This window comes from Ideonella sp. P3_A4 (assembly GCF_056403075.1).
Map to the genome: position 1 here is coordinate 1 of NZ_JBFUGE010000010.1, position 11,883 is coordinate 11,883.

The 11,883-nt window shown below is 66.4% G+C and carries 10 protein-coding genes; 1 reads left to right on the forward strand and 9 read right to left on the reverse strand.

The window, feature by feature from the left end; genetic code table 11:
- The 9 genes from AC1DYI_RS02855 to AC1DYI_RS02895 all read right to left on the reverse strand — a co-directional run.
- Positions 1–1,042: phenylacetate--CoA ligase family protein (locus tag AC1DYI_RS02855; RefSeq protein WP_477202553.1), on the reverse strand; the 1,042-nt coding region annotated here is incomplete at its 3' end.
- On the reverse strand, positions 1,039–1,344 hold the full coding sequence (locus tag AC1DYI_RS02860) for a hypothetical protein (RefSeq protein ID WP_477202554.1): 306 nt from the start codon (positions 1,342–1,344) through the stop codon (positions 1,039–1,041). The genes AC1DYI_RS02855 and AC1DYI_RS02860, both read right to left, overlap by 4 nt.
- 23 nt (positions 1,345–1,367) lie before the next feature.
- Positions 1,368–2,174: an ABC transporter ATP-binding protein gene (locus AC1DYI_RS02865; protein WP_477202555.1), complete on the reverse strand. Its 807-nt coding sequence runs from the start codon at positions 2,172–2,174 to the stop codon at positions 1,368–1,370.
- A gap of 181 nt (positions 2,175–2,355) precedes the next feature.
- Complete coding sequence (locus tag AC1DYI_RS02870; RefSeq protein WP_477202596.1) at positions 2,356–3,684, reverse strand: ABC transporter substrate-binding protein; 1,329 nt, start codon at positions 3,682–3,684, stop codon at positions 2,356–2,358.
- Between the two features lie 76 nt (positions 3,685–3,760).
- The gene (locus tag AC1DYI_RS02875) at positions 3,761–4,825 is read right to left on the reverse strand and encodes a branched-chain amino acid ABC transporter permease (protein WP_477202556.1); all 1,065 of its coding nucleotides are present in this window, start codon (positions 4,823–4,825) and stop codon (positions 3,761–3,763) included.
- 108 nt (positions 4,826–4,933) lie between these two features.
- Positions 4,934–5,863, reverse strand: a complete 930-nt coding sequence (locus tag AC1DYI_RS02880; RefSeq protein WP_477202557.1) for a branched-chain amino acid ABC transporter permease — start codon at positions 5,861–5,863, stop codon at positions 4,934–4,936.
- A 13-nt stretch (positions 5,864–5,876) separates the two neighbouring features.
- Positions 5,877–6,665: an ABC transporter ATP-binding protein gene (locus AC1DYI_RS02885; RefSeq protein WP_477202558.1), complete on the reverse strand. Its 789-nt coding sequence runs from the start codon at positions 6,663–6,665 to the stop codon at positions 5,877–5,879.
- Positions 6,665–8,611 carry an AMP-dependent synthetase/ligase gene (locus AC1DYI_RS02890; protein ID WP_477202559.1) on the reverse strand — a complete coding sequence of 649 codons (1,947 nt, stop codon included), beginning with the start codon at positions 8,609–8,611 and terminating at the stop codon, positions 6,665–6,667. The genes AC1DYI_RS02885 and AC1DYI_RS02890 overlap by 1 nt, the downstream gene beginning before the upstream one ends.
- 221 nt (positions 8,612–8,832) lie before the next feature.
- The gene (locus AC1DYI_RS02895) at positions 8,833–10,989 is read right to left on the reverse strand and encodes a diguanylate cyclase domain-containing protein (protein WP_477202560.1); all 2,157 of its coding nucleotides are present in this window, start codon (positions 10,987–10,989) and stop codon (positions 8,833–8,835) included.
- A gap of 144 nt (positions 10,990–11,133) precedes the next feature.
- On the opposite strand from AC1DYI_RS02895, the gene AC1DYI_RS02900 reads away from it, so the two are divergent.
- Positions 11,134–11,856, forward strand: a complete 723-nt coding sequence (locus AC1DYI_RS02900) for a Crp/Fnr family transcriptional regulator (protein ID WP_477202561.1) — start codon at positions 11,134–11,136, stop codon at positions 11,854–11,856.
- The last annotated feature ends 27 nt before the right edge of the window (positions 11,857–11,883 follow it).

An 11,883-nucleotide genomic window follows, 5' to 3' on the forward strand; every position in this document is an offset into this window, starting at 1 on the left:
CGGCCACCTGGCCCGGGTGGACGAACATGCCGCGGACTTTGGCCGTTTGGTCGGCGCGGCCGAGCCAGCCGCGGATGCGAGTGTTGCTGCGGCCGGTGGGGCAGGACCCCGGCAGGATCGCCGACAGGTCGCCGGTGCCGAAGCGCACCAACGGGTAGTCGGGGTTCAGCGTGGTCACGACGACTTCGCCGACCTCACCATCGGGCACCGGATCGCCGGTGCCGGGCCGCACGATCTCGACGATCACGCTTTCGTCGAGCACCAAGCCTTCGCGGGCGGTGGTCTCGTAGGCGATCAGCCCGAGGTCGGCTGTCGCGTAGCTCTGGTAGGCCTCGATGCCACGCTGCTGGAACCAGGTTCGCAACGACGGCGGAAAGGCCTCGCCGCCCAGCATCGCCTTGGTGATCGACGCGGTCGAGACACCGGTCTCGGCGGCCTTCTCGAGCAGGATCCGCAGGAAGCTGGGCGTGCCGATATAGCCGTGCGGCTTCAGCTCGGCCACCGCCTGCAACTGCAGCTCGGTGTTGCCGATGCCGCCGGCGAACACTGTGCAGCCGACCGCATGCGCGCCAGATTCCATCATCGAGCCGGCCGGGGTCAGGTGGTAGCTGAAGCTGCAGTGCACCAAGTCGCCGGCACGAAAGCCGGCGGCGTGGATCGCGCGCGCCATGCGCCAGTAGTCGGCCGCTTCTCCCTCGGGCTCATAGATCGGGCCGGGCGACTGAAACACGCGCTTCGCACCTTGCGCACGCAGCAGCCCGCGCCAGCCGATGGCCGAGAAGCCACCGAACGGATCGTGCTTGGTCGAGTCGGCACGGTCGCGCTGCTGGCGCTCCAGCAGCTCGCCCTTGCGGATCACCGGCAGCTTGGCCAGCGCAGCGCGGCCCGTCACATCGCTGGCGACCACGCCCCGCAGCAATTCGGCGAATGCGTCTGTGCGGGCCTGCGCGTGGGCCACCCTGCCAGGCAGCGCCGCCATCAACGCCGCTTCGCGCTGCGCCGCCGGCCGAGTCTCGAGCGGGTCGTAGAAGGCGTCGCTCATCGCTCCTCCTCGGTCCAGCGCGCGAGGCGTTTCTTCACCTCGTCGCCGAACTTGCGTACCGCGGCGCTGCCGTCGAGCGTGAAGCGGTCCCATTCGGGCACCTGGCGCGATGGGCGCTTGGCCAGCTTCGCGTCGATCGCCGTCTCACCGGCCACCAGCTCCATGACTCGCGCGCCCTTCAGGTCGAAGCCATCGCCGCGCTCAGTCAGTGTGCGCAGGTCACGCAGCGAGCGCTTCAGCTGCACCAACGCCTCCGCCGGCTTGAACGCCGGCGGTGCAAAACCGAAATCGTCCGTGCTCATGATGATTCCCTGTTGCCCGGTGATCACGCCAGCCAACGCTTGCGGCGCTTGTAGCTCTTGACGTCTCGAAAACTCTTGCGATCTCCGCCGCCCATGCCGAGGTAGAACTCCTTGACGTCCTCGTTCTCGCGCAAGGCCTTGGCCTCGCCGTCCATCACGATGCGGCCGTTCTCGAGGATGTAGCCGTAGTCGGCGTAACGCAGCGCGATGTTGGTGTTCTGCTCGGCCAGCAGGAAGGTGACCTTCTCGCGCTGGTTCAGGTCTCGCACGATCTCGAACACCTCTTCGACGATCTGCGGCGCCAGCCCCATCGACGGCTCGTCCAGCAGCACCATCTTCGGGTTGGCCATCAGCGCGCGGCCGATCGCGCACATCTGCTGTTCGCCGCCCGAGGTGTAGGCGGCCTGCGAGCCGCGCCGCGTCTTCAGGCGCGGAAAGTAGGTGTAGACCTTCTCCAGCGTCTCGGCCACCGCGGCCTTGCCGTCACGCCGCGTGTAGCCTCCCGTCAGCAGGTTCTCCTCGATCGTCAGGTGGGCAAAGCAGTGCCGGCCTTCCATCACCTGGATCACGCCGCGCTCGACCATCGCCGAGGTGCTGAGCTTCTCGATGCGCTCACCCCGCAGGTCGATGCTGCCCTTGGTCACCTCGCCGCGCTCACCCGCGAGCAGGTTCGACACCGCACGCAGCATCGTCGTCTTGCCTGCCCCATTGCCGCCCAGCAGCGCCACCACCTGGCCTTCGGGCACCTGCAGCGACACGCCCTTCAGCACCAGGATCACGTGGTTGTAGATGACCTCGATGCCGTTGACGTTCAACAGAATATTGCTCATCGCTTCGCCTTTGACTCATTCAAGTGCCGCACGCGGCACTTGAATGAAGGCCCCACCAGGGGGCCACCCCCGCGGGGCGGGGGATGGGGGTGCATCGAACCCCTCTCGCCTGGCGAGAGGGGAAGGGGAGAGTGCAGAAACGTTCAGCCGCACGCGGCGGACAAGGGTTGGAAAGCGGCCATCACGACTGGCAGTCCTCGGGCGTGCGTCGTGTGAGCTTCTTCTCCGCCGCGTACTTGTCCGCGGCAGCTTTCACCATCGGCTTCAAGATCTGCGCATCAGCCTCGATCCAGTCCGAGCTGAACTGCCAGGCCTTGCCGCTCCAGGTGTGGACGCGGGCCCAGTTGGCGCCCATGTGGTCGGCGCAGCTGGTGCTGATCGGGCGCATCACGCCGGCAAAACCTAGCGCGTCGAGTTTGGGCTGGTCGAGTGCCAGGTTCTCCAGGCCCCAGCGCACCTGCTCGCCAGTCATCACCTTGCCCTTGCCGTAGCGCTCCTGCGCACGCTTGACGCCTTCGACGCCCAGCATCGCTGACATCAGACCGCGCGTGTACAGCACCGTGCCCACCTCGTCGGCCGGGCCGGTGCCCTGGCCCTTCTCGTGCACCAGCTTCAGCACCTCGGTGTGCACCTTGCTGCGGCCGGCGCCGTGCTGCATCGCGAGCGCGTTGTAGCCTTTCGCGCCTTCGCCCACGTCCTTCACGTCCGGCTCGGCGCCGCTCCACCACACGCCGTACATCTTCTCGCGCGGGTAGCCGGTGGCCTGCGCTTCTTTCAGTGCGGTCGAATTCATCACGCCCCAGCCCCACAGCAGCACGTAGTCGGGGTGGTTCTGGCGCACCTGCAGCCAGGTCGACTTCTGCTCGACACCCGGCGCGGTGACCGGCAGCAACTGCAGTTCGAAGCCCAGCTGCTTGCTGCGCTCCGTCAGCAGCGGAATCGGCTCTTTGCCGTACGGGCTGTCGTGGTAGACCAGCGCGATCTTCTTGCCCTTGAGCTTGTCGAGCCCGCCTTCCTTCTGGCCGATGTTCTGAATCAGCACGTCGGCCGCAACCCAGTAGGTGCCGGCGAGCGGGAAGTTCCACTTGAAGACACCGCCGTCAGCCGATTCACTGCGGCCGTAGCCGGCGGTGATCAGCGGGATCTTGTCGATCGGCGCCTTCTCGGTCAGCGCGAAGGTGATGCCGGTGGACAGCGGCTGGAACACCGTTGCGCCCTTGCCTTTCAGTCGCTCGTAACACTCGACGCCCTTGTCTGTCGCGTAGCCGGTCTCGCACTCTTCGAAACTGATCTTGACGCCGTTGATGCCGCCCTTGGCGTTGACGAGCTTCAGATAGTCCACATAGCCGTTGGCAAACGGCACGCCGTTCGGCGCATAGGCCCCTGTGCGGTAGACCAGCACCGGGAAGAACTGCTCCTTGGCCTGCGCGAATGCCGCCGGCGCAGTGGCCAACGCCGTCAGCCCTGAGGCCGCCAGCAGTGCCGCGGATGCGAGGGGTTTGAACTTCAACATCGTGTCTACCTCCGGAGGTGGAAAAGCACTCGTCAGTGCGGTGGGCGAGCCTCGTGGGCCCGTTGTCGTTGATTCAATGAGGGAAGGGCCACAGGCGCAACTTTTCTTTCGCGGTCGACCACAGGCGGGCCAGGCCATGCGGCTCGACGACCAGGAAGAACACGATCAGTGCGCCGAACACCATGTTGGTCAAGTGCGAGGCCAAGGCGGTGTCGACCGGGATGCCGAACCAGTAAGGCAGGTTGTCCAGCACGATCGGCAACACGATGATGAAGGCGGCGCCAAAGAAGCTGCCCATGATCGACCCGAGGCCGCCGATGATGACCATGAACAGCAGCTGGAACGAACGGTCGATCGAGAACGCCGCTGGCTCCCACGAACCCAGGTGCACGAAGCCCCACAACGCACCGGCGATGCCGACGAAGAAGGAGCTCACCGCGAAGGCCGACAGCTTGGCGTAGACAGGGCGGATGCCGATCACCGCGGCGGCCACGTCCATGTCGCGCATCGCCATCCATTCACGCCCGATGTGGCCGCGCACCAGGTTCTTGGCCATCAACGCGCAGACGCAGACCAGGCCGAGGCAGAACAGGTACTTGTCGGCCGGGGTGTCGATGTGCCAGCCCAGGATCTGCAGCCCCGAGACGTTGACCGAACCCGACGACGAGTCGTTGGTGAACCACTTGATGCGCAGGAACGCCCAGTCGGTGAAGAACTGCGCCGCCAGTGTTGCGACCGCCAGGTACAGGCCCTTGATGCGCAAGCTGGGGATGCCGAACAGCACACCCACCGCCGTCGAGCAGACGCCGCCGAGCACCAGCGACAGCAGCAGCGGCATGCCTTCGATGCGGACATTGAAGTTGTAGGCCGCGTAGGCGCCGATCGCCATGAACGCGCCGGTGCCGAGCGAGATCTGGCCGCAGTAGCCGACCAGGATGTTCAGCCCGATCGCGGCCAGCGACAGGATCAGGAACGGGACCAGGATCGCGCGCAGCATGTACTCGCTGGCCAAGCCCGGGACGACGACGAAGGCCAGCGCGAGGAACGCGACGATGACGATGCGGTCCTGGCGGATCGGGAAGATCTGCTGGTCCGCCCGGTAGCTGGTCTTGAACTGGCCGTTCTCACGGTAAATCATGCCCCCACGCTCCCTCTGGTCGCTGCCCCCCGAGGGGGCTCGCGCAGCGGACCGGCAGAGCCGGATCCGCGCACGCCACTTGGTTGAAGATGTACTTTCACGGGCATCTCAGACGCGATCGATGATCTTCTCTCCAAAGAGCCCTTGGGGCCTGAAGAGCAAGAACAACAACGCCATCACATACGCAAACCAGATCTCGATCCCGCCGCCCATTGAGGGCCCGAGATAGACCTCGGACAGCTTCTCGCCGACGCCGATGATCAGCCCGCCGATGATGGCGCCGGGCACCGAGGTCAGGCCACCGAGGATCACCACCGGCAGCGCCTTCAGCGCGACCTGCGACAGCGAGAACTGCACGCCGAGCTTGCTGCCCCAGATGATCCCGGCGACCAGTGCGGCAAAGCCGGCGACCGACCAGACGATGACCCAGATGCGCGACAGCGGGATGCCGATCGACTGCGCCGCCTGGTGATCGTCGGCCACCGCACGCAGTGCTCGGCCGGTGGCCGTCTTCTGGAAGAACAGAGCCAACACTGCGACCAGTGCGGCGGCGATCACCGCAGCGGCCAGGTCTTCCTGGCTGATCAGCACGCCGCCCTGGAAGGTCTGCTCGAACAGGAACATCGGGTCCTTCGGCAGGCCGACGTCGATCTTGTAGATGTCCGAGCCGAACAGCATCTGGCCGAAGCCGTCCAGAAAGTAGGTGATGCCGAGCGTGGCCATCAGCAGCGCAATCGGCTCCTGGTTGACGAGCTTGGACAGGCACAACCGCTCGATCAGCCAGGCCACCGCGACCATGCAGGCCATCGCCAGCACGAAGGCGATGCCATTGGCGAGCAGCTTGCTGTCGGTGCCCAGCCAGCGCGGCACCCACTCGGCAAAACGCGCCATCGCCAGCGCGGCGAACAGCACCATCGCGCCCTGCGCGAAGTTGAAGACGCCGCTGGCCTTGAAGATCAGCACGAAGCCGAGCGCGATCAGCGAATACAGCATGCCCGCCATCAGGCCGCCGAAGAAGGTTTCGAGGAAGAATCCCATCGCTTGTCCGCCTTCAGTGGCTGGTGCCGAGGTAGGCACTGATGACGTCGGGGTTGGCGCGCACCTCGTCGGGCGTGCCGTCGCCGATCTTCTTGCCGTAGTCGAGCACCACGACGCGGTCGGAGATGTCCATCACCACGCCCATGTCGTGCTCGATCAGCACGATGGTGGTGCCGAACTCGTCGTTGACGTCGAGGATGAAGCGGCACATGTCCTGCTTCTCTTCGACGTTCATGCCGGCCATCGGCTCGTCGAGCAGCAGCACGCTCGGCTCCATCGCCAGCGCGCGGCCCAGGTCGACACGCTTTTGCAGGCCATAAGGCAGGCGGCCGACCGGCGTCTTGCGGTGGGCCTGGATCTCGAGGAAGTCGATGATGTGTTCGACGAAAGCGCGGTGCGCCGTCTCTTCGCGCTCGGCCGCCCCCCAGCGGATCGCCTGCTGGAAGATGTTGGTCTTCATCTTCAGGTTGCGCCCGGTCATCAGGTTGTCGACCACGCTCATGCCCTTGAACAAGGCCAGGTTCTGGAAGGTGCGCGCGACACCCATCTCGGCCACCTGGCGCGAGTTCATGTGGCTGAAGGTCTGGCCACGGAAGCTGATCTTGCCGTCCTGCGGCACATAGACGCCGTTGATGCAGTTCAGCATCGAGCTCTTGCCGGCGCCGTTCGGGCCGATGATCGCGCGCACCTCGTGCTCACGGACGTTGAAGCTGATGTCGGTCAGCGCCTTCACGCCGCCGAAGCGCAGGCTGATGTTCTGCACGTCGAGGATGACCTCGCCGATGGGGCGATGAACGCTCATCAGGCGGCCCTCCGCGTCGGGGCGAACGTCTTAACGTCTTGGATCTTCAAGGTCGCGCTGACGCTGCCGCTGCGCCCGTCCTCGAATTTCACTGCGGTCTCGATGAACTGCTCCGGTCGCCCTTCGTACATCGCCTCCACCAGCACCTGGTACTTGTCGTTGATGAAGCCGCGCTTGACCTTGCGGGTGCGGGTCATCTCGCCGTCGTCGGCGTCGAGTTCCTTGTGCAGCACCAGGAAGCGGTGGATCTGGCTGCCGGCCAGCAGTTCGTCGCGCGCCAGGTCGGCGTTGACCTGTTCGACGCAGTCGCGGATCAGCGCATACACCTCGGGCTTCTGCGCCAAGTCGGTGTAGCCGGCATAGGGCAGGTTGCGCCGCTCGGCCCAGTTGCCAACCGCCTCGAAATCGATGTTGATGAAGGCGCAGACCTTCTCGCGCTGGTCGCCGAAGGCCACTGCCTCCTTGATGTGCGGGAAGAACTTCAGCTTGTTCTCGACGTACTTGGGCGCGAACATCGCACCATCGTTGGCGCCACCGAGCAGGCGGCCGACGTCTTTCGCGCGGTCGATGATCTTCAGGTGGCCGCCGGCGTCCAGGAAGCCGGCGTCACCGGTGTGGTACCAGCCGTCGCTGGTCAGCACCTCGGCGGTGGCAGCCGGGTTCTTGTAGTACTCCTTCAGCAAACCCGGAGACTTGACCAGCAGCTCGCCCGAGTCCGACAGCTTGAGTTGCACGCCTTCGACAGGCACGCCGACCGTGTCCGACTTGGCCTCGTTGTCGGGCTGCAGGCAGACGAAGACCGCGGTCTCCGTCGAGCCGTAGAGCTGCTTCAGATTGACGCCGATCGATCGGTAGAAGCTGAACAGATCCGGCCCGATCGCTTCGCCCGCGGTGTAGGCCACGCGCACGCGCGACAGGCCCAGCGTGTTGCGCAACGGGCCGTAGATCAGCACGTTGCCGATCGCGTAGCGCAGCCTGTCGATCACACCGACCGGCTTGCCATCCATCAGTGCCGGGCCCACCCGCTTGGCCAGCGCCATGAAGTGGTGGAACAGCGCGCGCTTGATCGCACTCGCGTCCTCCATCCGGATCATCACCGTCGTCAGCATGCCTTCGAAGATGCGCGGCGGCGCGAAGTAGTAGCTGGGGCCAATCTCCTTCATGTCGATCGACACCGTGGCCGCCGACTCGGGGCAGTTGACGATGTAGCCGCAGGCCAGCCACTGAGCGAAGCTGAAGATGTTCTGGCCGATCCAGGCCGGCGGCAGGTAGGCCAGCACCTCTTCGTCTTCGGTCAGCTTGTCGAAGGTCTTGCCGGCTGCCGCGCGGTCCAGCAGCGAGAAGTGGGTGTGCACCACGCCCTTCGGGTGGCCGGTGGTGCCCGAGGTGAAGAACATCGCCGCCACGTCGCCCGGTTGACCCAGGGCCACCTCGTGCGTGAACAGCGTTGGGTGCGACTTGTCGTGCAGCTTGCCTGCTTCGAGCAGCGTGTCCAGCGACGCCAGACCCGGCTCGGCGTAGTGGCGCAGGCCGCGCGGGTCGTCGTACCAGATGTGCGCCAGCTGCGGGCACTGTTCGCGCACCTCGAGCAGCTTGTCGACCTGCTCCTGGTCTTCGACGATCGCGAAGCGGACTTCGGCGTTGTTGATCGGGAAGGTGAACTCGGTGGCCGCGGCGTCCTGGTACAGCGGGACCGGGACGGCCCCTAACGCCTGAGCTGCGAGCATCGCGGCGGTCAAACGCGGCCGGTTGTCGCCGATCACGACGACATGCTGGCCCCGCGTCAGGCCGGCGGCCGCGAGGCCACATGCCAGGTAGCGAACCCGCTCGGCAAGCTGAGCCCAGCTGGTGGTCTGCCAGATGCCGTATTCCTTTTCCCGCAACGCCGGCGCGTCCGGCCGCTTGGCGGCGTGGTCCAGCATCAATCGCACAAAAGTCGTTTGCACGGCGCGTCAGTCTCCGGTCGGCCCGCCGCTCGAGCCCTCCGGCCGGCAGCGTTGATGGGACGCATCCTAGGCCGAAGTTTGACGCCGTGTTGTCGGTTGGACGACAATCTTCGGGCGATTCCGCTACGGATTTTCCCGAGTGGCGACCGTCGGCGATGGCCTCGCTCGGGCGACAGCCCGATAGGCGGGCCGGGCCCGCTGCGCCGGTCGAATGCGCGCCCTCAGGCTACCGCGGGTGCTTCCGCCGGCAGAGGTGTCGGCTGGTTCGCCGGTTCGGGTTGCGGCACCCCGGGCACCGTGTGGAGTTGCAGGCGGCCATGCGCCACCAAGCCGGGCAACTGCTGCAGTTCGGCCTCGGTGAAGGCCTCGTCCGCCAAGGCGCAGACCGCCCGGTTGCGACCTTCGGCTTTGGCCTGGTAGAGCGCCGCATCGGCCAGCGCCAGCCGGTCGGCCCACGGGACATCACCGCCCGCGCGCCACGCCACACCACCCGCCGAAGCGCGGATGGCCAGGGGCTTGCCCGCAGACAACTCGATCGGCATCTGGCCGATCGCCATCAGCGCCCGGTCGGCCACCACCTGCAAACCGCTGTCGTCGGTGCCCGGCAGGACCAGCAAGAACTCTTCGCCACCCCAGCGCACGACCGCATCGCCGTCGCGCAGCATCGCTTGCAGGCGCTGCGTCATCTGGATCAGCACCGCATCGCCCGCAGCGTGGCCGTGCGTGTCGTTGACCCGCTTGAAGTGGTCAACATCCAGCAGCAGGAAGGACACCGTGCGCTGCAGGCCTGCCGGCAGGCCGGCGTTGTCGTTGTGCAGCCGCTGCAGCAGCGCTTCGCCGTAGCGGCGGTTGAAGGCGCCGGTCATCGGGTCGTGGTGTGACTCGTCGCTGAGACGAGCCACGTCTTGCCGCAACCCCTTGTTGATCCGTCGCGAGCGTGTCAGCCGGTGCCAGATGAAGAAGGCCAGCAGCGCGACCACCACCGCCGCCGCGGCCCAGGCCCGTTCGCGCCACGCACGCAGTTGCAACTCGGCTTCGCGGCGGGCGTTGTCGAGCTTGAGGTTGTCGATCTCGCGCACTCGCTGCTGGGCCACGAACCTTTCCTGCAGCTGCGTGATCGCCGCTTCGCGCTGCGACGTGGTCAGCTCGTTGTTCATGACGACCCAGCGGCGCAGGGCCTGCAGCGCCGCCTGTGGGCGCCCGGCGGTCTCGAACGCATCGACCTGCTGCTCGACCAGGTCGGCCAGCTCGCGCTTGTCGCCGGTCTGTTCGGCGATGTCGATCGAGGTCTTGACCAGCGCCAAGCCTTCGTCGACGCGCCCGAGGTGCACCCAGGCCACGCCGCGGTTCACCAGCGTGAAGGCGTAGCTGTTGGGGTCGACCTTCCGGTCCGAGACCTGCTCAGCGCGCTCGGCGTAGGCCACGGCCTTCTTGTAGTCGTGCAGGTCATTGCTCAGCGCGGCGAGGTTGATCAAGGTGTTCAGGCGAATGCGCTGCAGGCCGCGGGTCGCCTCAGTGAGCGGTAGCACCTCTTCCAGCACCCGCTTGCGTTCGGTGTTTTCCTTCTGCGAGGCCAGTGTGTAGCTGTGGTTGACCAGCAGACGCACCAGCCCGAAGCCGAAGCCGATCTCGCGCGCCAGCGCGATGCCCTCGTGGGTCAATTCGATCGCACGCGGCAGGTCGCGGCGGCTGGCATTGGCGACGGACAACAGGCTCAGCGCCACCACGCGGTCGGCCGGGCGTTCTTGCTGCGCAGTGAGGTCCACTGTCTTCAGCGCATCGGTGATCGCGCCCTCGTATTCGTCCAGGGCGAGCTGCGCCGCGGCGCGGGCCATGTACCACTCCGACTGCAGTTGCGCATCGGCCGGCTCGGGCAGCGCCAGCAGCGCCGTCAGGCGTTGACGCAGCGTGGCCGGATCGGCCGATTCGGCCTGTTGGGCCTGGCGCAGCAGCAGGGTGGTGGCACAGGGGGCGCAGCGTTCGCTTTCGGCCATGGCCTGCAGGCGATCCATCGCCGCCTGGGCCGTTTTGTTTTCGCGGGCGCGCATGGCCATGTCTGCCAGCGCCGATTCATAGCGCCAGCGCAGATCGAGGGACGACTGGGTGTCCGCGTTCGTCTCGGGCGGCGCCTGTTGCAAGCGCTCCAGTGCGATCAGCGGCGACGGGTAACCGTGCAGCCGCAGGTCGGTGAGCACGGCGTCCGTCGATTCGGCTGCTCGCGCCACATTCGGTGCGCTGGCCGAATTGGCCGCCTGCGCCGGGTGCGTGGCGAGCGCCAGAACTGCCACTAGTGTTGCGGCGACCCAGCCGGCGGCGGCCTGCGACAGGGGGGCGACAACAGGACGGTGGGCGAGCGAGCGACGGGCGAGCAACAGCATGGCGGACTAGACAGCAACACGGGGTATCGGCCGTCCGCGCTGCTTCTTGATCGGTGTTACTGCTCATCGGTGCCGGTGGTTTGACGCCGTTTGGCCACTTGGCTGACAATCTTCGAGACAGCCTTGCCGCGGCAACCCCCTCCCATGGCCTCCGAAGCCCGACCCTTGCGCGAACGCGCGCGGGCACCCAGCGATGCCGAGCTGGCGAGCATCCCGTGGCTGGCCGTGCTGGAGCCCGAAGACCAGCGCATGGCGCGTACCAGCATCATGCTGGCCCACGCCGAGCCGGGCGAACAGATCTGCCGCCTCGGCCGCCCGGCCACTTACTGGTTCGGGGTGCTCGAAGGCTTGCTGAAGATGAGCAACGAGCCGGGCGCCGGCGCGCCGGTCACCTTCACCGGCGTGCCGCCGGGTGCCTGGTTCGGCGAGGGCACGCTGCTCAAGCGCGAGCCTTACCGCTACAACATCGAGACGCTGCGCAAGAGCACGGTGGCTGGTCTGCCGGTCGATACGTTCCATGACCTCCTGGAGCGCAGCATCCCGTTCAACCGCTTCGTGCTGAACCAGCTCAACGAACGGCTGGGCCAATTCATCGCCGCACGCGAGACCGACCGCCTCAACGACCCCGACACGCGCGTGGCGCGCAATCTGGCGGCGCTATTCCATCCAGTGCTCTACCCCGGCGTCGGCCAGCTGCTGCGCATCACGCAGCAGGAACTGGGCTACCTGGTCGGCCTGTCGCGCCAGCGAGTCAACGAGGCGCTGCAAGCGCTGCAGGTGCAGCGGCTGATCGCGATCGAGTACGGCGGTGTGCGGGTGCTCGATCTGCAGGGCTTGCGGCAATACGAACCCACGGGAACGGCATAACCTGAGCTTGGGTCGGAATAGGTCGAG